Genomic DNA, 20558 nt, shown 5'->3' on the forward strand with positions numbered 1-20558 from the left:
GGACGTAAAAAATAAAGTATTGAGAGATTGGTTTCCGAAAAACGACTCAAAAAATCGGCTTCGGCCTAAAAACCGGGAAAAGCTCCCGCTGGTGGTGCTGGTTGATCATTGTTGCTGGTTGGTGCCTCCGGAGCTGGCCCGGGTGCAGATTCGTTGGTGGAAGTTGCGGGGGAAGCGCCGGTCGCTTCCAGAACCTTCGTCTCGGCGTCGGCCTCCTCACCGGCCTTGCGCCTGGTCACGGTCGCCGATGGCGGAGTGTCCGTCACCCGCTCAATCGCCCAGGTGGTGTCATCGGCGACAATACTGTCGCCGCTCTTGGCCTTTTTCACTTCTCCGGAGGATGTGATGCGGAAAGTCGCCGTGGAGACAGGCAACTTGGTCCGTTCGGTGCTGACCAGTTCGGTCTCTTCGCCGGTTTGGGTGTCACGGACAGTCGCGAAAGCCGCGGTCACAATGATCGGGGTGCCTCCATCGGGCGGAACCTTCCGCTGGCGGGCCACGCTGAATTTGGTGACCTCGAGATTGAGATGCGGGATTTTTTTCCCGACCGCGCCGATGATGACATCCTGATTCTGCACGTCCTCGAAGGTACCGCGGGCGGAGTCTCCCGAGCCAATAAAGCCGGTCAATTGCAGCCGGAAATCGTCGCGCTCGACCGCCAGCAGCTCGAGTCCGAAAATGACAGGTTTCACTTCTTCCGGCGGAATCGGTGGGGTGACGGTAAATTGCGTCGTGTTCGCGTCGTAATAGATCACCGGCGGAGTGAAGACATCGAAGAGCCATTCCTCTCCGCGAGAAAGAGGCTTGGGATCGGGCCAAGCCTGGGTCTCGATATCGAGGGTGACGATTTCTTCGGGTTCGTAATTTTTACCGCTGGTCGGCGCATTGACGACAGCCGCATCGCCAAGATCGGTCTCCTGAAACCAGGCCCAGGCGCTGGCTCCGAGGAAAAGCAGGCCGGCAACCCCGAGAAGAACTTTATCTGAAGTGGTGGCGGACATGAGGGGAATCAGGGCTGGGTTGCGGCGACGGCGGGTTCGACGAGGTTGATAAACTCCACGATGACAGTGAAACGCGAGCGGCCCGGCTGCACGAGAGGTACGGCGGCATTGGCTTTTGCGGCTTCCTCGGGGGCAGGCTCAAAAATTCCGCCAAACCCGGAAGGCCTCGGTGGAGGCGGCGATTGAGGATTGCCTCCGGGTTGCCCGCCGGCGGCGGGAACGACATCGACACCTCTCACCACGACCGGCACCTGAAAGGTGGCCAACTCGTTGAGAAATTTTCGCAAGGCCTGCGTGTAACCGACAAAACTGATGCGAAACGCCGAGGCCTCCACAAAGCCGGGAGCCCGTGATGAAATACGGGAATCCATCGTGAAAAAATCACCTGCGCCATCGGTTGGCTGCGGTGCACCGGGACCACCTCGTGGTCCCCCTCCCCTCGTCGGGGCAGCAGGGGCGCCGGCTTGCTGCGCGCCTCCGCTTACCTGCTCCCGGTTGAATGAGAGCAACTCGATCGGCTGGCGGGGATCGTTGAGCGCAAAGAGTGACCGGAGGAGATGCGTGGACACAAGGCGCTGGCGGTCCACGGCAGCGATCTGCTCCTGCGGAGGCCCCTGCTTGTTGGCGATATAGGAGCCGAAACCGAACTGGAAATTGGCCGGGGTGCGAACGCCGGCCGCGTCGGCCTGCTTGCGCATGTCATCCACATACTGGACGATGCTGAACAGGGCCTGGGTGGGTTCAGCGGGCGGTGCGGCGGCAAGGATTTCCGCCGCGACGCTGCCACGGCCACGCAGCTCGTTACGATAGGTCTCGAGCAGGCCCGTCAGCCGTTCGAGATCGTCTTCCACCGCCTTGGCATTGGTGGCGTCGGGAAAGGGATTCTTGCGGGCAAAGCCTTGCAGCGCCGCTTCCTTCCGGGAGATCTCCGCCTGCGTGGAAGCGTTGATGCTGCGCATCGCAAAAAGCAGCGTGCCGGCACCGACGATGGCGAGAAACAGGATGATGATGACAACGAAAAAAACGGGATGTGATTTGAGCCTGGCCATGATGGGGAGGGAGCGGTTCAGAGAGGACGCTTCGGATCGACCACGAGTACGAAGTCAAACTGGAGAATGCCTGGCGTGTTGGGATCGAATTTTTCGCTTTCGACCGCCGAGATAAATTGCGAGTCGCTGAAACCCTGGATCAGGCTGCGGACTTTTTCGTAGGAATCCTGGCTGACACGGGAAACCGGATTTTTCACGTCGAGAAGACGTCCGCTGACATGCAGGCGCACGGTTTTGTCGTCATTTGCCGGAGCCGGCGCCTGACCACCGCCGCCGCCGAACAGGCCTCCGCCACCGCCTCCACCGGGTCCGCCCCCCCCGCCGCCGCCTGCGCGCATCACTTCGAGCTGGTCGAGCCAGACGTCTCCGGTTTTTTCGAGGCGTCCCTGAAGATCGGAGAAGAAATTGATCCAGTTGGACTTGGTTTCGGCCAGACCGTGGATGGCGTTCACTTGCGCCCGGATGGTCTCGATCTTGCGAAGGTTGGCATCATTCTTGTCCTGGACCACCTGAAGCGGAAGCACCGCGTCGTTGAGTCGACTGAGTTGCTTGTTGAGACTCTGGCCGAGCCGGAAGGTCTGGACCATCGGAGGCACAAACGCCAGGAGAACGATCGCTGCCGCCGCCACGATCCAGGTGGTGCGGGCCTGGAATTCGAGGCGCTTCCGGATCGATGGCGGCACCATGCTGAGGATTTTTTCATCCTTGGCCGGGGCCACCGCGAGGCCAACCAGTGCAGGAAGAAGCGGAGCCACCTGGGCGGCGTCGGCCGTCCTCGCGGTCGTCTTGACCGCGCGGAGAGGGTCGAAATTCTCGACCGGCATTTTCAGCCGCTCCCCGAGTTGTTCCGCCAGGCCGGGAATGAGCGAACCGCCACCGGTGACCAGCAGCGCTTCGGGCTGCGCAGCCCCGCTCTGGCGCCGGTAGTTGACCGTGGAGCGGGTGATTTCCAGGGCGAGGCGGCTGATAAAACTCTGGACTGCATTGTTCACCGCCAGACGCGCCGGAGAATTTTCCGGTAACTCGCTCTGGCCGCTCAGAACCTGCACCTTGAGGGCCTCGCTATGCGAAAAGTCCTGATGAATCTCGTCCGCCACGAGCTGGGTCATCGTGTTCCCGGCATGCGGGATGGTGCGGATGAAAAACTTCTGCTGCTCGACAAAGATCAGATCGGTGGAACGGGCGCCGATATCGACAATGATCGCCCCGCCGGCAAGTTCCGGATAGCTCGCCCGGAAACAGCGCAAGGCCGAGACCGTGGAAGCCGTCACGTTTTCGACCGTGAGGCCGGCTTCGGCTACCGCGCCGCAGATGGCCTCGGCCACGTCGAGCTTGGCGGCGGCCAGCATGACTTCCATGTCGAGGCCGTCATCCGCCACCGTCACATGATCCCAGACCACTTCGCTGAGCGGGTAAGGGATGTTTTGCTGGGCCTCGAAGGCGATGATCCGCTCGCGTTTCGATTTGTCTACCGCCGGTGTCTTGATGAACTTGCTCAGCGTGTGGTGACCGGGAAGGGCGAGTGTGACCGGTCCGGAAAATTTTTCCCGCTTCACGATCTCGGCCAGCGATTCGCCGAAAAACCGGGGCCAGTCGGCTTCCTGGGCAGCGTCGGGATTGAACGTATCGAGCGCCAGACGCTCGAGGGTCAGCCGCCCGGCTTTATCTCTGGTAAAGAGACCACATGCAACGTGGCCAGCGCCACAATCAACGGCGAGAACTCGAGGGGATGCCATAGGGGAAGAGTGAAAGTCGTGTCGATTTCAGAATCGCCGGATTGCAGCAAGAACAAACTTGCGACAACACGATCAAAGTTGTTCCCGACGGATGAAGGTTGATGTTTTCTTGCTGGAATCCGTCAGAAACGGAGTGAGATACTGGGGCTGCAAAAGCCCGTCGTTGGCCCCGGCCTTGCCGGCGATTTCGGTCATGAAAGTCTCGGCGTTCGGCAAGCCGGAGGAAATGGCGGCCCGGCCCAGCGCTTCCCGCGGCACTTCCGCGCCATCGACCGCGAGCGATACCAGATAATATTTCGGGTTGGCCGGCACACCGTCGCGCTTCACGATCTCGGGCGGCAGGTAAAAACGCACCCAGGAACGGCCGTTCTCGAGCGCAACCGCCTCCGCCGAACTGCGATAGAGCTGGATCGCCGGACCGTCTTTGGGCGCCGGCGTGACCTCGACCGCGAGATTGAGCGTCACGCGCACCCGGTTGAGAAACCGGTCAGAACCGCTCCCGGGGGCCTTGACGTTGAGCTCGACTTCACTCTCCAGCCACTGGTCGGAGGAGCCGGGTCCGCGCACCTTGTTGAATCTTACGTTGCTGACCTCCACTGTTTTCTTGCTGCCCTCGGCCCCGCCCGGAACGGGCTGGGCAACGGCGGCAACAGCAGCAACCACGAAAAATGGAACTATCCGGCGAATGACTTGTGGCAATTTCATGGGGATAATCACAAAACCATTGAGGAAGCCCGCACGCTCGTCACGCTCAAAGATTCGTCCTGCTAAAGTTTGTTGCGCGCACCGCCCGCATCATGTCCTCGCTGCCACCACCACCGCTATCGTCCGCCGCCGTCCTCTCGCACAAGATCGCCGTCCTCGTCTTCCTCGAAAACAGCCGTGGCGAACATCTCCTCATCCTCCGCGCCCGCCAGCCCAACGCCGGCGCCTGGAGCCCGATCGGCGGCAAGCTCGAAACGGCCCTCGGGGAATCCCCCTTTGAATGCGCTGTCCGGGAGACCCGCGAGGAAACCGGCTTCGAGGTCGAATCCGCCGACCTCCATCTCTTCGCCATGATCGCGGAAAAAGCCTACGAAGGCCAATCCCACTGGCTCCTCTTTCTCTTCCGCTGCAAAAAACCCGTCCCGCACCTGCCTCCCGATATCAGCGAAGGCCATTTCGGTTTTTTCTCCCGCACCGAACTCGAAAAACTCCCCCTCCCCGAAACCGACCGCACCGCGCTCTGGCAGATTTACGACCGTCACCGCCACGGCTTCGTTGCCCTCCGTGCCAACTGCGCGCCCGGGCGTCCGCTCGATATCACCACCGAACAGGTCATCGGCGGCAACAGCGGCGACGCCACCCTCGCCCACGACCACGCATAATATCCGCCGGTCGGAGTATCAGTTTTCCTGCTGACACTGCGAAAGTTGCAAACCGAACACTCTTGATTTCCAGTTCCGCGACCGAACACTTTACCGTTTCATTTCAATCACAACCGCCATCGTGAGCAAAAAAAACACTGCCACCGCCGAGTCGAAATCCGCCCGAAAACCAGCTCCGCCTGCCGATACCCCCGCCCCTGCCGGAGTCACTTGCCCCGCCGCCGCCCAAGCTCCGGTCAATGCCGGCCTCACTCCCGAGGCTCGCCTGGAACTCTACCGCAAGATGGTCCGCATCCGCCGCTTCGAGGAGCGTTCCCTGCGTGCTTATCAGGCCAAGAAGATCGGCGGTTTTCTCCATCTCTACATCGGCCAGGAAGCCGTCGCTGTCGGCTGCTGTTCCCTCATGGGCGAGCATGACCACGTCATCACCGCCTATCGCGACCACGGCCACGCCATCGCCGTCGGCATGGACACCAAATCGCTGATGGCCGAGCTCTACGGCAAGGCCACCGGCTGCTCCAAAGGCAAGGGCGGCTCGATGCACTACTTCGATCCCTCGCGCAACTTCTGGGGCGGCCACGGTATTGTCGGCGGCCAGATCCCTCTCGGCACCGGCCTCGCCTACGCGGTAAAATACCGCGGACTCAAGGGCGCCGCGATGGCCTTCATGGGCGACGGCGCCGTTAACCAGGGCGCAGTCCACGAAGCCTACAACCTCGCCGCTCTCTGGGATCTCCCCTGCATTTTCGTCATCGAGAACAACGGCTACTCGATGGGCACGAGCCAAGCCCGCTCTTCCGCCGGCGAACTCGCCACCCGCGCCGCCGGCTACGACATGAAATGGGAAGTCATCAACGGCCACGATCTCTACGAAGTCCGCGCCAAGATGCACGCGCTGCTCACCCGCGCCCGCGAGGAATCCAAACCCGCCGTCGTCGAGATCGACACCTACCGTTACCGCGGCCACTCCGTGGCGGATCCCGACAAGACCTACCGCACCCGCGACGAGATCGAGGAATACCGGAAGACCAAGGACCCCATCCATCTCTTCCAGCAGACTCTCCTCGGCGAGAAGGTTCTCACCGACGCCCTCATCGAGCAGATCGATGCCGAAGCCCGCGCCGAGGCCGACACCGCCGCCGACTTCGCCGAGGCCAGTCCCTTCCCCACGCCCGACGACATCCAGCGCGACGTCTACTGGGAAGCCGACCACCCCGACCAGCGCACCTCCAAAGGACGCCTCTTTTTCGCGTAACGCGCACCGCACTCACCTTCATTTCCGCTTCCAGCCTTTCAGTTTTTCCACACACCATGCCCGTCATCACCTACCGCGAAGCCGTCCGCGCCGCTCTCGCCGAAGAACTCGAACGTGACGAAAACGTCGTCCTCCTCGGCGAGGAAGTCGGCCAGTTCCACGGAGCCTACAAGGTCTCCGAAGGGCTCCTCGAAAAGTTCGGCCCCAAGCGCATCGTCGACACGCCGATCTCCGAAGCCGGCTTCATCGGCCTCGGCGTCGGCGCCTCCATGCTCGGCATCCGGCCCGTCATGGAACTCATGTTCTGGTCGTTCTACTCGGTCGCCTTCGACCAGATCCTCAACAATGCCGCCAATGTCCGTTACATGAGCGGCGGCCTTATCAACTGCCCCATCGTCATCCGCGGCCCGGCCAACGGCGGCACCAACGTCGGCGCCACCCACTCGCACACGCCGGAAAACGTCCTCGCCAATCACCCCGGCGTGAAAGTCGTCGTCCCCTCCACCGCACGCGATGCCAAGGGCCTCCTCAAGTCCGCCATCCGCGACAACGACCCCGTTTTCTTCCTGGAAAACACCATCCTCTACGGCGAGAAAGGCGAAGTCCCCGACAACGGCGAACTCATCCCCCTCGGCGTGGCCGACGTGAAACGCGAAGGCACCGATCTCACCATCGTCACCTACGGCCGCTCCGTCCTCCATTCGCTCGCCGCCGCCGCCATCCTGGAGAAAGAGCACGACATCTCCACCGAGATCGTGGACCTGCGCACCATCCGCCCTCTCGATTTCGACACCGTCAGGAAATCCGTCGCCAAGACCCACCGCGTGCTCATCGTCGAGGAGCAGAAACCCTTCGCCAGCGTCGGCTCGCAACTCGCTTTCATGATCCAGAACGAAGCCTTCGACGAACTCGACGGCCCCATCCAGCGCCTCGCCACCATTGACGCGCCCGCCATCTACAGCCCGCCCGTCGAGGCCGAACAGCTGCCCAACCCGCAACGCGTGCTCAAGGCCGCCCTCGCCACCGTCAACGGCTGACAAGCCAACAGACCTGTTAACCACAGAGACACGGAGACACAGAGACCGGGCCACAAAGAAGTTTTCGGAAAACACCCTGTGCATTTTCTTTGTGCCTCCGTGTCTCTGTGGTTAGTTTCTTTTCTTTCCGCATCCACACCTTAACAACGCACGCACCATGGCCGACATCATCGAAATGCCGAAACTCAGCGACACCATGACGGTGGGAACGCTGGTCAAGTGGCTCAAGAAGGAAGGCGACACCGTCGCCACCGGCGACATGCTGGCCGAAGTCGAGACCGACAAGGCCACGATGGAGCTCGAATGTTTCTTCGACGGCACGCTCCTCAAAATCTTCTCGCCGGCCGGTTCCCAGGTCGCCATCGGCGCCCCGCTTTGCGCCGTCGGAAAACCCGGGGAAAAAGTCGATGCCCCCGAAGCCGCTCCTGCCGCTCCCGCAGCCGAAGCTCCCGCCGAAGCGAAACCGGAAAACAAATCCGCCGAACCCGCTCCGGCCCCCGCCGCCCCCGCATCCGCCGCCACCCCTGCGCCGGCCCCCGAGGCCGATGCGGCTCCGGCAAGCGGCGCCGACGACGAACGCCTGCGCATCTCGCCGCTCGCCCGCAAGCTCGCCCGCAGCAAGGGCATCGACCCCTCCACGATCAAGGGCAGCGGACCCGGCGGCCGCATCCTCCGCGAAGACGTGCTCGCCGCCGAAAAAGCCGGCACCGCCTCGCCCGCCAAACCGGCAGCCGGCAAACCCGCCACTTCCGCCACCGCCCAAGTGATCCTCGGCAAAGGGCCGATCCAGGAAGAACGCTCCGTGCCCGTATCGACCATGCGCGGCGTCATCGCCAAACGCCTCCTCGAATCGAAGACCACGATCCCGCACTTCTATCTCGATATCGACATCGACGCCGAACCGCTCCTCACGCTCCGGCAGCAGCTCAACACCGCGCTCGAACAATCCGGCGTCAAGGTCTCCGTCAACGACTTCATCCTCAAAGCCTGCGCCGAGGCCCTCCGCCGCGTGCCGGCGGTCAACGCTTCCTGGACCGATACTGCCATCAAGTACCACGCCGCGGCTCATGTTTCCTTTGCCGTGGCCATCGACGACGGGCTGATTACACCGGTCGTCCGCGATGCGCACGACAAGAGCGTCGTGCAGATTGCGACCGAAGCCAGGACGCTCGGCAAGCTCGCCAAGGACAAAAAACTCAAGCCCGACCAGTTCAGCGGCGGCACTTTCTGCGTGAGCAATCTCGGCATGATGGGCATTCCGCGTTTTTCGCCGATCATCAATCCGCCCAATGCCGCGATCCTCGGCGTCGGCACGACGGTCAGGAAACCGGTGGTGAAAAATGACCAGATCGTCATCGGCCAGGTGCTCACGCTGACCCTGAGCTGCGATCACCGCGTGGTGGACGGAGCCGTCGGCGCGAAATTCCTCGGAGCACTCAAGGAAGTGCTGGAGAACCCGCTGCTGCTGCTCGTGTAATACGCGCGCAACTACAGGCTGGCCGCGGCGGGAATGCCGCGGCTCCTTTACCAGGTGTCCAGCGCCGCCCCGCGGACCTTGTCCGCGAGCGTTTCGGCCAGCAGCGGCAGCAACTGGTATTCTGCCTGGATCTGCTGGTTGTTGTCGGCGAAAAGCTGGCGCTCGGCGACGATCATGCGGTTGGCGAAGAGAGGCTTTTTTTCCCGCATGTCCACCAGGGAGACTTTCGCCTCGAGCTTCACATCGAATTTGCGCGCCAGCCCGGTGTCATCGGAACGCGCCACCGTGGCGTTGCGGTCGTAACCGACGAGATCCACGCGGAGGACGGCGTCGGCGTCTTCCGGTGTATTGACGAGTATCACACGGCCGTCGCGCAAAAACGCCTCGCGTAGTTGCGTGGTCACTACCGCCTGGGCTTGCGGGACGGCGGCGGAGTCACCCACCGGAGCGATATAGAGCGTGTCGAACGGAGCGCGGACTCCCGTACCGAGCCGATAGCCGGAACAACCGGCCAGCGCGAAAAGCGTGCAGACGGCGAAAGCGAGGAGGCCGGCAGCGACGGCCGGGCGGTGAGGGGCGACGGCGAAGCGGCGGCGCATGTCAGAAAATCCAGAAACGCTTTTGCGGGGCGGGAGTGGAGCGGTCGGGCGCGGCTTCCTCCCTGCTCTTGCTGCGGGCTTCGGAAGCGTCGACCTCGGCGAGAAGTTTTTTGGCATCGGCCGCGACCGGAGAATCGGGATAAAGCGTGATCGCTTCGTTATAAAAAACGCGGGCGGCGGTGTAATTGGAGCGGTGCCGGTAATAAAAATTGCCCATGTTGATCCGGCTTTGCGCGAGCATGCTGCGCATGTCGCTTTCGCCGCGGGTGGCGGCGGCGGCGTTGGGATCATTGGGGAAGAGGATGAGAAAATCCTCGAAGTAGGTGAGCGCCTGCTGGCTGGATGCCTGGTCGTAGTTGGGTCCGGAAACGAGGTCGGCGTGCGCCTGGGCGAGCTTGATGTAGGCGTCGGGAGCGAGGAAGTTCTGCGGGTAATTGTTGATCATGCGGTCGAGCGCATCGATCGCACCGTCGGGGTCGCCCATTTTGGTGTGGCCCTTGGCGATGGCCATGAGGGAAAGCGGGGCGTACTCGCTGTACGGGGCGCTCACGAGAATCTTTTCGAGCTGCTCGATGCCCTTGCCGCGGTTCCGGAAGCCCGGAAAGATGCCGAAGATGCGGCCACGGGCGCCGTCGACGAGCCCGGTGGCGATGCGGTACTGGGCGCCGATGGTCTCGTTGAATTTGTTGAAATTGGGATGCTTGGTAACGATATCCTGGTAGGAATCAAAGGCCTTGGGGTATTTGCGTTCCTTTTCGTAGAGCCTGCCGAGATGGAAAAGGGCTTCGGGGGCGTAGATCGAGGTGGCGTAGTTTTTGGTGACCTTGATGTAGCCCTTGATCGCGGCGGAGGTGCGGCCGGCCTCCTCGTCGGCGCGGGCCTTGTTCATCAGCTCGAGGGCGTTGCGGCCGTCGGCCGAGGAAAACCACGGGGCGAGCGCGCCGCCTTCGACCTGCCAGCCGCCGGCGGGGGTCCAGACGAGCGCAGCACGGAGCGGGGGGCCTGCCAGGAAGGTGGCGGCGACAAGGGTGGCGAGGAAAACGAAACGGGCCAGTCGGCGTAGCCGGGAGTGCGGGAGCATAAAATGGCTACCAGCGAACCAGCGCGGACCCGCAGGTCAAGCCCGCCCCGAAGGCAACGAGAAGGGTGAGGTCGCCCTGGCTGATGCGTCCGGCACGGCGGGCCTCGTCGAGCGCGATGGGAATGGAGGCCGCGGAGGTGTTGCCGTAGCGGTCGAGGTTGATGAAGAAACGGTCGAGCGGAAAATGAAGGTACTGGGCGATCGCCTCGATGATGCGGAGGTTGGCCTGGTGGGGAATCACGCAGGCGATGTCGGCCGGGTCGATGCCGTGCCGTGCGATGAGCGCGCGGGCGGATTCCTGCATGCCGCGGACCGCGTACTTGAAGACCTCGCGGCCTTTCATGTGAATGGAGCGGGGGGAATCCGGCGAGGGCGGCGTGCTGCCGCCACCCGGGATGTAAAGCAGATCGGCCGTACCGGGAATGGCACCGAGGCGGGAGCCGATGACGCGGGCCGACGAGCCCTCTTTCGAGGGTCCGAGGACGATGGCGCCGGCGCCGTCGCCGAACAGGACGCAGGTGGAACGGTCGCTCCAGTCGAGAAAGGTGGAGAGCTTGTCCGCGCCGATGACGAGCGCGTGCCGGTAACGGCCGCTGGAAAGCATCGCCCAGGCGGTGTCGAGCCCGTAGATGAAACCGGAGCAGGCGGCGTTGAGATCGAAGCAGGCGGTGTTGTCGGTGAGACCGAGCCGGGTCTGGACGATCGTGGAGGTGGCGGGGAGCGGCTGGTCAGGGGTGCAGGTGGCGACGATGAGCAGATCGATATCGGCAGGCGTGAGACCGGCGTCGGCGATGGCAGCGCTGCCGGCGGCGGCGGCCATGGACGAGGTGGATTCGTCGGGACGGGCGATGCGGCGCTCGCGGATGCCGGTGCGGGTGACGATCCACTCGTCGGAAGTGTCAACGCGGCGCGAAAGTTCTTCGTTGGTGAGCACGTTGGCCGGGGCGAAAGAGCCGGTGCCGAGGATCGCGAAGGCAGAGGAAGACATGGAAAGGGTTTGCAGGAGAGCCGGCCGGTCACCTCCGCATTACGGGGTGACTGTCGGGGCGGAGGCACCGGAAACCGGTGCATTGGTTGAAGAAGCGGAAACGGGAGCGATGGCGGCATTGAGCCGGGCGGCATCGCTCTCGATGTGGAAAAGCAGGTCGGCGCGGATGAGTTTGCTGGCGGAGAGGATGGCGCTCTTGATCGCCGCGCGGTTTGAAGAGCCGTGGGCCTTGAGCACATTGCCGCGCAGCCCGAGGAGCGGCGCCCCGCCGTAGCGCTCGGGATTGAGCCGGCTCTTGAGCGCCCGGAACGCGCCGCCCGAGAGGAGGGCGCCGGCCATGCGCATGGGGTTGCCCTTGAGCTCGGTCTTGAGCTCGCCGGAGAAAAAGTGGAGGAGCGATTCCCAGCTCTTGAGAAGAAGGTTGCCGGTAAAACCGTCGCACACGGCCACGTCGCAGTGATCGGTAAAAATCTGGAAGCCTTCGGTGGGGCCGATGTAATCGAGCAGCCCGGTGGCGCCGACCTGCTTGAGCATGGTGTGGGCGGCGGCGGTGAGCTGGTTGCCCTTGCCTTCTTCGGTGCCGATGGTGAGCAGGCCGATACGGGGGCTTTCGACGCCGAGGATGACGCGGGCGTAGTGATGCCCGAGGAGGGCGTTGTGCGCGATATGCTCGGGCTCGGCGAGGGGATTGGCGCCGGCGTCGATGAGGACGAAATAGCCGTTTTTCCTCGGGATAATGGCGGAAAGCGCGGGACGGTCGATCCCGTCGAGCGTGCGCAGGCGGAGCGTGCCGCCGGCCATGAGCGCGCCGGTGTTGCCGCAACTGAGGATGGCGGCGGCCTCGCCTTTTTTCACGAGCTCGATGGCCCGGACCATGGACGAGTCCTTCTTGGCGCGCAGGGCCTTGAGGGGCTTGTCCTCCATGGTGATGACCTCGCTGGCGTGCTGCACGGCGAGGCGCGGCTCGGGAAGGTGGTCGAGCCCGTTCTGCCTGATGAGCGGACGGAGAACCTCCTCCGCACCGACGAGCGTGATCGGGTTGATCTGCGGGAACTCGTCGAAAGCCAGCTTCACGGCTGCGACGACTTCGGAAGGTCCGAGATCGCCGCTCATTGCATCGATAGCAATGCGGCCGGTGTCGCCGGTATGCGGAACCATCGCGGGTGATGGAGGGTTTGGTATAGGCTGTCGATGTGACCGGAACGCGCCCCGAAGGGCCCGCTCAGACCGTCACATCGAGAACCTGACGCCCGCGATACATGCCGGTCTTGGTGTTGACGCGGTGGCGGAGCACGGCGCTGCCGTCAGCGGGATCGCGGCTGATTTCGGGAGCCTTGAAGGCGTTGGCGGTGCGGCGATGGGAGCTGCGGCTCTTGGACTGCTTGCGTTTCGGATTGGCCATGGTACTGGTGGATTAAAAATTAAGATCGTTAAAGACAATATGTAACCGGCCCGCAGACAAGGCTGCGTCGGGCGAAAAGGAACTATGGCTAAGGTCCGGCGAGACCGGGTCAAGACGGGATTGCGGGGAAAACAGAAAGCGGGAACCTGGCTGCCTTGCGCGCGCAAAGTCCATTTTTGGGCGCGACAGCCGGCGGACGCGAGCGCATCGTCGACGGCAATCATGGCTCTTTCCGACCTCCGCAAAGATTACTCCCTGGCCGGGCTCCTCGAAAAGGACCTCGCCCGCGACCCCTTCCGCCAGTTCGACAAGTGGTTCCAGGAGGCCCAGGCGGCCAGGTTGCCCGAGCCCAACGCCATGGTCGTCTCGACCTCCACGCCCGACGGGCGGCCGTCGTCGCGCATCCTGCTGCTCAAGGGGCTGGACGGGCGTGGTTTTGTCTTTTTCGGCAACTACGAGAGCCGCAAGGGCCGCGAACTCGCGCTCAACCCGCACGCTTCCCTGCTGTTTCCCTGGTATCCGTTCGAACGGCAGGTGATCGCCGAGGGCGCGGTGACCCGGATCAGCCGCGAGGAGAGCGCCGCGTATTTCCACAGCCGGCCGCGCGCCAGCCAGCTCGGCGCCTGGGCCTCGCCGCAGAGCACGGTGATCCCGAACCGGAAGACACTGGAGGACAGCTTCAAGGCCGTGGAAAAAAAATATGCCGACGGCGAGGTGCCGCTGCCGCCGCACTGGGGCGGCTTCCGGCTCGTGCCGCAGACGGTCGAGTTCTGGCAGGGCCGCCGCAGCCGCCTGCATGACCGGCTCCGCTACCGCCGCAACGAGAGCGGCGAGTGGATTGTCGAACGCCTGGCTCCGTAGCCTTTGCCTGAAAGCTGAAATGCTGAAATCTGAAAAGCTGAAAGACCGGAGTTTTGCGGATGTGGTCTGGCAGTTGTTCGGAAGGTTTGATTTCAGCTTTTCAGTTTTCAGCATTTCAGCTTTTCCGTTTTCAGCCTCCTCCCCGTATGAACATCTTTCTCACCGGTGCGTCCGGTCTGGTTGGCAGTGCTTTCGCCCGCGCGGCGAAGCGCCGCGGGCATCGCGTGCTCGCCGTCCTCGGCGGCAGCTACCGGAACAACATCGAAGGCGCCGCCCGGCACCTCGAGGCGGATCTGCTCACCCCCGGCGCGATCACCACGACCGTGCTCGACATGTTTCCCGACGCGATCGTCAACTGTGCCGCCATCGCCGACCCCGCCCGCTGCGACGCCGAACCCGTGCTCTCGCAACGCCTCAACGTCGACCTGCCCGCCGAGCTGGCGACCGTCGCCCATCACCTCAGCGCGCGTCTCGTGCACGTGTCGTCCGAGCAGGTTTTTGACGGCTCGCATCCGCCCTATGCGGTGAGCGCGTCGCCCTCGCCGCTCAACCGCTACGGACGCCAGAAACTCGCCAGCGAGCAGGCCCTCGCCGCCGCCGCGCCCGAGTTTGCCGCCACGGTGCGCGCCCCGCTGCTCACCGGCAACAGCCTTTCCGGCCGGCGCAGCCTGCACGAAAAGCTCTTCGCCGACTGGGCGGCAGGCCGCGCGCCCCGCCTGTTTACCGACGAGTTTCGCCAACCCTGCACGGCGGAAAACCTCGCCGAGGTGTTGCTCGAACTGTGCGAACGCCCGGCGTTGCGCGGCGTGTTTCACTGGGCCGGCAGCGAAACGCTTTCGCGCTACGACATCGCCCGCCGCATCCGCGCGCATTTCAAGCTCGGCGAGGCCGCCGCGCCACTCATCCCCGTGTCCCGCGCCAGCGATCCCGCCGCCGCGGCCACGCGCCCGGCCGATCTCAGCCTCATCCTCAAGCCGCTCGCCGGTAACATCAAGACCGCCGTCGAATCCTTCGACGCGCAACTCGACCAGCTCGTCGTCCCGCCGCCCTTCCGCGAATGGTACTTCGCGCAGGACTGAGGACCGGAAAGGAGCCCGCGAAACACACGAAAAGCAGAATGCGGATACAGGTGTCTTTTTTCGTGTCTTTTCGTGTGTTTCGTGGGCCAATAAATTTTCTCCCATGCCTCTCCATCTCCTTCCGATCCGCTCCGCCGGCGCCGCCGAAAACATGGCGGCGGATTTTCTCCTCCTGAAACGGTATCCGGAAACCGGTGACATGCCCGCCGCCCGCTTCCGCCATTACGGCTGGCACCGCCCGGCGTTCACCTTCGGCTACAGCCAGAAGATCGCCGCCGTGCGCGCGCAGCTTCCCGGCGGCGGCGAGGACGATCCCGTCAGCGGCAACCGCCTCGAACTCTGCCGGCGGCCCACCGGCGGCGGCGTGGTCGATCATCGCGACGACTGGACTTACGCGCTCGTGATCCCGCGCGGCCACGATCTCGAAGCCGCCCGCGCCATCGAAAGCTACCGCGCCATCCATCAGGCGCTCGCCGACGCGCTCGCCGCGCAAGGCGCCAACGTCCGGTTGCAGGATCCCGCAAGCCAGCCCGGAGCGGCGGCATTCCTGCCGCTGCCTGACACAGGTAACTCTGGCGACGCTTCGCGTCGTCGCAGCGGCAGGAATGCCGCCGCTCCCGCTGCTGCCTCCGTGTGTTTCGTGCAGGCCGAACCCTTCGATGTCATCGACGCCCGCACCGGACAGAAAATCGCCGGCGCCGCCCAGAAACGCACGAAGAACGGACTCCTCTTCCAGGGCTCCGTCTGGTGTCCCGCCGCCGAAACCGCGCTGCCGGCGGACTCCGGCTCTCCGCGTGCGTTCGACCGCGACGCCTTTTACGACGCCTTCACCGCCGCGCTCGCCCGCGTGCTGCGTCTGGAAGCCGAAGAGACACCGTGGCCCGACTTTGCCGAAGGCGAACTCGATGCGCTCGCCGGGCACTACGCCTCGCCCGAATGGAACGCTTTTCGCTAACCCCTGTCGCACGCGCCCTGCATGATGTTTTCCCGCGTCCCCTGCCCCCGCGCCTTCCGGCTCCTGCCGCTCGCGCTCCTCGTTGCCGGAACGCTCTCCGCCAAACCTCCGCCGATCGCATTCGAAAAACCGCCGCCGCTCCCTCCCCTGCCCGCTCCGCACGAGATTTATCCGCGCCCCGCGGCCAACTGGCTGGAGGCGCAAATCGCGCTCGCGCGGCGTGATTTTTCGAGCGGCGCGATCGACGGCAAGGTCGGCGCCCAGACCCTCGCCGCGCTCCGCGCCTGGCAACGCAACGAAGACCTGCCCGAAACCGCCGCCCTGGACGCCGCAACGCAGGAACGCCTTCAGCTCGACACACCGCCGCTGACCACACGCACCGTCACCGAAGAGGATCTCGCCATGCTCCTGCCGCTGAGTCCGACCTGGCTCGGCAAGTCGCAGCAGACCGCGCTGTCGTGGGAAACCGTTCTCGAAATGGTGGCCGAGCAGGCGCATGCCGATCCGGCGTTTCTCCGGCAAATCAACCCCGGCGTGGACTGGGACCATGTGGAGCCCGGCGCGGTTATCACCATCCCCGACGTGGCCCCGCCAGTCGGAACGCCGGCCCGGGTCCGGGTCCGGAGCAAAGCTGCCCGCGTGCAGATTCACCTCGAAACGCGCACGCTCCAGGCGCGCAACGCCGACGGAAAACTCCTCGCGCATTTCCCGGTGAGCATCGCGCGCAATGTCGAAAAACGCCCCGTCGGTGAATTGCATGTCACGGTGATCATTCATCGGCCCGACTACACCTTCGACCCGGCGACGTTCCCTGAATCCGCGGAGGCGCGTGAACTCGGCCGCAAGCTGATCCTGCCGCCCGGGCCGAACAATCCGGTGGGCCTCGCCTGGGTGGGGCTCGACCGGCCCGGTTACGGCATCCACGGCACGCCGGAGCCGGAGAAAGTCGGCCGCACCGAATCGCACGGCTGCTTCCGTCTGGCCAACTGGAATGCGCTGGCCCTGCTCGACCTCGTCAGCGTGGGGACGCCGGTGGATGTGATTGAATGAGGAATTAAGAATTAAGAATTGAAACGAACGCTTCCCGAAACGGGCGGAACGCGATCACCCGATTTTTAGAGCATTTTAAATAAAACTGTATCTATTTTGGAATAGATGGTTCAATTTTTCGGGATGAAAAGCATTTCTTTGGATTTGAGGCGCCGGATAGTGGAGACCTACGATGAGGGAGAGTGGACGCAGGAGGAGGTAGCGAAGCGTTTCCGGGTGTCGTTGGGGATGGTCAAGAAGCTGTTGATGCAAAGGCGCAGGACAGGGCAGATCGAAGCCAGGCACCGGTTTTCCGGAAGGAAGGCGCGGTTGTTGCCTGAACGCGGCCAGGAGCTGAAGGCGTTGGTGGCGAGGCATCCGGACCTGACCTTGGCCGAGATCAAGGAGCGCCTCGATCTGGTCTGCACGATTCCGGCGATCCATCAGGTGCTCGCGAAGCTGGGACTGACATATAAAAAAAGACGCTCCATGCGGCCGAGCAAAACCGCCCGGATATTGCCAAGGCGCGTCGCGGATGGAAACGCGGCCAGGGCGCGTTCGATCCGGCCCGGCTTGTCTTTATCGACGAGTCGGCGGCCAAGACGAACATGACGCGTTTGCGGGGCCGCTCGCCCAAAGGAAAACGGCTGGTCTGCCACGCCCCGCACGGCCACTGGAACACCACCACGATGATTTCCTCGGTGCGGCTGGACGGCACCACCGCGTGCATGACCATCAAGGGAGCAACCAACACCGAGGTCTTCCAGGCCTACGTGCGCGAGGTGCTGGTCCCCTCGCTGCGTCCAGGCGACATCGTCGTCATGGACAACCTCGGCTCCCATAAAAACGAACACACCCTCGCCCTGATCGAACAGGTCGGCGCCCAGGTCCGCTTCCTTCCCGCCTACTCCCCCGACCTCAACCCCATCGAGATGATGTGGAGCAAGGTGAAGGCCCTCCTTCGCAAGGCTCAGGCGCGTAATCACCCCGACCTCCTCAAGGCTGTCGCCTCCGCGTTACGCTCCGTCACTCCCCAAGACGCACTTGGCTGGTTCGCCGCATGCGGTTACAGTTTTATTTAATATGCTCTAATTCTTAATTACTAATTCTTGATTCTCGCGCCCCGCGCTCAGTCCTCCATCTGGATATCCTTGTTGCGGTGGCGGGGGCAGCCGGCGCGGAGCCAGCCGTTGATGAAGCGGTCGATGTCGCCGTCGAGCACCGCCTGGGTGTCGCTCGTGCTCACGCCCGTGCGCAGGTCCTTTACCATCTGGTAGGGCTGCAACACGTAGCTGCGAATCTGCGCGCCCCAGCCGATCTCGCCCTTTTCGCCGTAAAACCGGTCCATCTCGGCGCGCTGCTCGTCCTGCCTTTTCTCATACAGGCGGGCCTTGAGGATGCTCATGGCGCTGGCCTTGTTCTTGAGCTGGGAACGTTCGTTCTGGCAGACGACCACGAGGCCGGTCGGCAAGTGCGTGATGCGCACCGCGGAGTCGGTCGTGTTGACGCCCTGGCCGCCCTTGCCGGAGGAGCGGTAAACGTCGATCCGCAATTCATCCTCGGGGATGTCCACCTTGATTTCGTCGTCGATCTCGGCGATCACGTCCACGGCGCAAAACGAGGTGTGGCGGCGCTGGTTGGAATCGAACGGCGAGATGCGCACGAGGCGGTGCACGCCGCGCTCGGCCTTGCAGTAGCCGTAGGCGTTTTCGCCCTTGATGAGGAGCGTGGCCTTGCTGATGCCGGCCTGGTCGCCGGGTTGCACATCCTGCACCTCGATCTCGAAGCCGCGCCGCTCGGCCCAGCGCGTGTACATGCGAAAAAGCATGTCGGCCCAGTCGTTGGACTCGGTGCCGCCAGCGCCGGCCTGGATCGAGAAGATGGCGTTGTTGCGGTCGAACTGGCCGGTGAGGAAGGCGTTAATCTCGAGGTCGTCGAGTTCGGCCACCATCGCATTGGCCTGGGTGGCGAGTTCGGCGCCGAACTCTTCCTGCTCGGCGGGCGAGCCAAGCTCGATCAGTTCGTTGAGCGCATCGAGGTCATCGATTTTCTTGCGGAAGGCGACAAGCGGGAGGATGACGCGCTTCAGGCCGTTGAGTTTGGCGATGTGTTTCTGGGCGCGGTCATTGTTGTCCCAGAAATCGGGAGCGCCCATCTGCGCTTCGAGCGCCTCGATCTCGCGGAGTTTCTGTTCCCCGTTAAAGAAACCTCCATAAATGCCCGGCGCGGCGTTTGATGTTCTCGATGTGGTCGAAAGTCTCGGGTGCGATCATGGTGTGGCGGATGGTTGTGGTGTTGTGTTAAAAAAAATCGTGCGGGCCGGAAAAATGAAACGGTCATGACCGCAACGCGACGCCGACGGGGCAACCTTTATCTGAGAGCGGAGAACAGAGGGGGGCAGTGGCGCGGTGCATCCCGCCCGCATCCGTTGCCTCTCCGCAGCGGCTGAAAACACACCGGCGGCGCTCCGCGCCGTCCACGGCCAGGATGGCCGTGCCACTCCGGAGGCGGGCGTTTGGGAGAAAAAGCCCGCGCCACGTTGCGTTCAGTTCCCCGATGGATAACTGCCGAGCCATTTCACGAGCGGACAGAAGGTCCGCAATTCGGCCACCGCTTCCTTCATCAGGGCGTCGCTGTAGTGGCCGGTGACATCGAGGTAGAAGTAATAATCCCAGGGACGCAGTTTGCTGGGGCGCGACTCGATCTTCGAAAGGTTGATGCCCCGCTTCGCAAAGGGGTCGAGCATGCGGAGCAGCGCGCCCGGTTGCACGGAGCCTTCCTCGCCGAGCGAGATGAGGAGACTGGTCATGTCGCGCCCGCCGCCGACCGGGCCTGTGGGTTTTTTGCCGATGACAAAAAAGCGCGTGGTGTTGCCCGCCTTGTCCTGGATGTTTTTCGCGGCGATGGGCACGTTGTAGTGCGTGGCGGCAAGTTCGGTGGCCACGGCGGCGACGCCCGGTTCGGCGCCGGCGATCTGCACGGCGCGCGCGGTGCTCGGCGCATCGACGAGCGTGGCGTGCGGCAGGTGCGACTGGAGCCAGAGCCGGCACTGTGCGAGGGCCTGGTCCTTGGAAAGGACGCGGGTTATTTTTTCCAGCGGTTCGCGCGTGATGAGGCAGTAGGCGATTTCGAGATGCGTCTGCGCCACGACCTTGAGGTCGGAGGTCACAAACTGGTCGAGCGCGTCGCGCACCGAGCCTTCGGTGGAGTTTTCGATCGGAATGATGCCGTAATCGGTCTCGCCTTTCTCGACCGAGGTGAAGATGTCGGCGAACGTCGTGAGCGCGAGGTAGTCGACGCTGGCGCCGAATTTTTTCAGCGCGGCCTGGTGGGTGTTGGTCGCCTCGGGGCCGAGGTAGGCGATGCGGAGCGGTTTTTCGAGGGCGATGGCCGCCGACATGATCTCGCTGTAAATGGCGCGCAGGGCCTCGTCCTTGATCGGCCCCTGGTTGAAGGACACGACTTTCCGCAGGACGGCGTCCTCGCGCTCGGGCACGTAGATCTGGCCGCCGGTGCTGCGCTTGTGCCGGCCGATTTCGGTGGCATGCGCGAGGCGCTGGTTGAGGAGTTCGACAATCTGGCGGTCGAGCCGGTCGATGTTTTCGCGGAGAGGCAGGAGAGGATCGGACATGGGGACAGAGT

Annotated in this window: 21 protein-coding genes; 10 read left to right on the forward strand and 11 right to left on the reverse strand. The window is 63.6% G+C overall.

Annotation, left to right across the window (positions count from 1 at the left end; genetic code table 11):
• Positions 1 to 65: 65 nt before the first annotated feature.
• The 4 genes from OPIT5_03310 to OPIT5_03325 all read right to left on the reverse strand — a co-directional run bounded on the left by OPIT5_03310 (position 66) and on the right by OPIT5_03325 (position 4491).
• Complete coding sequence (locus OPIT5_03310) at positions 66 to 1001, reverse strand: hypothetical protein (GenBank protein AHF89436.1); 936 nt, start codon at positions 999 to 1001, stop codon at positions 66 to 68.
• An 8-nt stretch (positions 1002 to 1009) separates the two neighbouring features.
• A complete protein-coding gene (locus tag OPIT5_03315) occupies positions 1010 to 2050 on the reverse strand; it encodes a hypothetical protein (GenBank protein ID AHF89437.1) in 1041 nt (346 codons plus the stop codon).
• A 17-nt stretch (positions 2051 to 2067) separates the two neighbouring features.
• Positions 2068 to 3786: a fimbrial assembly protein gene (locus tag OPIT5_03320; GenBank protein AHF89438.1), complete on the reverse strand. Its 1719-nt coding sequence runs from the start codon at positions 3784 to 3786 to the stop codon at positions 2068 to 2070.
• 72 nt (positions 3787 to 3858) lie between these two features.
• The gene (locus OPIT5_03325) at positions 3859 to 4491 is read right to left on the reverse strand and encodes a hypothetical protein (GenBank protein ID AHF89439.1); all 633 of its coding nucleotides are present in this window, start codon (positions 4489 to 4491) and stop codon (positions 3859 to 3861) included.
• Positions 4492 to 4583: 92 nt separating this feature from the next.
• Between OPIT5_03325 and OPIT5_03330 the strand changes: the two genes are divergently transcribed.
• The 4 genes from OPIT5_03330 (at position 4584) to OPIT5_03345 (ending at position 8922) form a co-directional block, all read left to right on the forward strand.
• On the forward strand, positions 4584 to 5153 hold the full coding sequence (locus OPIT5_03330; protein AHF89440.1) for an NUDIX hydrolase: 570 nt from the start codon (positions 4584 to 4586) through the stop codon (positions 5151 to 5153).
• A 121-nt stretch (positions 5154 to 5274) separates the two neighbouring features.
• Positions 5275 to 6408: a dehydrogenase gene (locus tag OPIT5_03335; GenBank protein AHF89441.1), complete on the forward strand. Its 1134-nt coding sequence runs from the start codon at positions 5275 to 5277 to the stop codon at positions 6406 to 6408.
• A 56-nt stretch (positions 6409 to 6464) separates the two neighbouring features.
• Positions 6465 to 7445 carry a pyruvate dehydrogenase subunit beta gene (locus tag OPIT5_03340; protein ID AHF89442.1) on the forward strand — a complete coding sequence of 327 codons (981 nt, stop codon included), beginning with the start codon at positions 6465 to 6467 and terminating at the stop codon, positions 7443 to 7445.
• Positions 7446 to 7602: 157 nt separating this feature from the next.
• Positions 7603 to 8922 carry a dihydrolipoamide acetyltransferase gene (locus tag OPIT5_03345; GenBank protein AHF89443.1) on the forward strand — a complete coding sequence of 440 codons (1320 nt, stop codon included), beginning with the start codon at positions 7603 to 7605 and terminating at the stop codon, positions 8920 to 8922.
• A 47-nt stretch (positions 8923 to 8969) separates the two neighbouring features.
• On the opposite strand, the gene OPIT5_03350 is transcribed toward OPIT5_03345, so the two are convergent.
• The 5 genes from OPIT5_03350 to OPIT5_03370 form a co-directional block, all read right to left on the reverse strand.
• Positions 8970 to 9521: a hypothetical protein gene (locus OPIT5_03350; GenBank protein AHF89444.1), complete on the reverse strand. Its 552-nt coding sequence runs from the start codon at positions 9519 to 9521 to the stop codon at positions 8970 to 8972.
• A 1-nt stretch (position 9522) separates the two neighbouring features.
• The gene (locus OPIT5_03355; protein AHF89445.1) at positions 9523 to 10602 is read right to left on the reverse strand and encodes a hypothetical protein; all 1080 of its coding nucleotides are present in this window, start codon (positions 10600 to 10602) and stop codon (positions 9523 to 9525) included.
• 7 nt (positions 10603 to 10609) lie between these two features.
• Positions 10610 to 11590, reverse strand: a complete 981-nt coding sequence (locus OPIT5_03360; GenBank protein AHF89446.1) for a 3-oxoacyl-ACP synthase — start codon at positions 11588 to 11590, stop codon at positions 10610 to 10612.
• A gap of 39 nt (positions 11591 to 11629) precedes the next feature.
• On the reverse strand, positions 11630 to 12748 hold the full coding sequence (locus OPIT5_03365; protein AHF89447.1) for a fatty acid synthesis protein PlsX: 1119 nt from the start codon (positions 12746 to 12748) through the stop codon (positions 11630 to 11632).
• Between the two features lie 64 nt (positions 12749 to 12812).
• Positions 12813 to 12992, reverse strand: coding sequence for a 50S ribosomal protein L32 (locus OPIT5_03370; protein AHF89448.1), 180 nt, complete (start codon positions 12990 to 12992; stop codon positions 12813 to 12815).
• 222 nt (positions 12993 to 13214) lie between these two features.
• Between OPIT5_03370 and OPIT5_03375 the strand changes: the two genes are divergently transcribed.
• The 6 genes from OPIT5_03375 to OPIT5_03400 all read left to right on the forward strand — a co-directional run bounded on the left by OPIT5_03375 (position 13215) and on the right by OPIT5_03400 (position 17998).
• On the forward strand, positions 13215 to 13853 hold the full coding sequence (locus OPIT5_03375; GenBank protein AHF89449.1) for a pyridoxamine 5'-phosphate oxidase: 639 nt from the start codon (positions 13215 to 13217) through the stop codon (positions 13851 to 13853).
• Between the two features lie 146 nt (positions 13854 to 13999).
• Positions 14000 to 14932: a dTDP-4-dehydrorhamnose reductase gene (locus tag OPIT5_03380; GenBank protein ID AHF89450.1), complete on the forward strand. Its 933-nt coding sequence runs from the start codon at positions 14000 to 14002 to the stop codon at positions 14930 to 14932.
• Positions 14933 to 15035: 103 nt separating this feature from the next.
• Positions 15036 to 15887, forward strand: coding sequence for a ligase (locus OPIT5_03385; protein ID AHF89451.1), 852 nt, complete (start codon positions 15036 to 15038; stop codon positions 15885 to 15887).
• A 21-nt stretch (positions 15888 to 15908) separates the two neighbouring features.
• Positions 15909 to 16937, forward strand: coding sequence for a hypothetical protein (locus OPIT5_03390; GenBank protein ID AHF89452.1), 1029 nt, complete (start codon positions 15909 to 15911; stop codon positions 16935 to 16937).
• Positions 16938 to 17060: 123 nt separating this feature from the next.
• Positions 17061 to 17528, forward strand: coding sequence for a transcriptional regulator (locus tag OPIT5_03395; GenBank protein AHF89453.1), 468 nt, complete (start codon positions 17061 to 17063; stop codon positions 17526 to 17528).
• Positions 17525 to 17998, forward strand: a complete 474-nt coding sequence (locus OPIT5_03400; protein ID AHF89454.1) for a transposase — start codon at positions 17525 to 17527, stop codon at positions 17996 to 17998. The genes OPIT5_03395 and OPIT5_03400 overlap by 4 nt, the downstream gene beginning before the upstream one ends.
• Before the next feature lie 47 nt (positions 17999 to 18045).
• On the opposite strand, the gene OPIT5_03405 is transcribed toward OPIT5_03400, so the two are convergent.
• Complete coding sequence (locus OPIT5_03405) at positions 18046 to 19071, reverse strand: peptide chain release factor 2 (GenBank protein AHF89455.1); 1026 nt, start codon at positions 19069 to 19071, stop codon at positions 18046 to 18048.
• A 390-nt stretch (positions 19072 to 19461) separates the two neighbouring features.
• Positions 19462 to 20547 (reverse strand): prephenate dehydratase, encoded by a 1086-nt coding sequence (locus OPIT5_03410; protein ID AHF89456.1) that lies wholly within the window; start codon positions 20545 to 20547, stop codon positions 19462 to 19464.
• Positions 20548 to 20558 lie beyond the last annotated feature (11 nt).

The sequence above is a fragment of the Opitutaceae bacterium TAV5 genome (assembly GCA_000242935.3).
In the GTDB taxonomy this organism is placed as follows: domain Bacteria; phylum Verrucomicrobiota; class Verrucomicrobiia; order Opitutales; family Opitutaceae; genus Geminisphaera.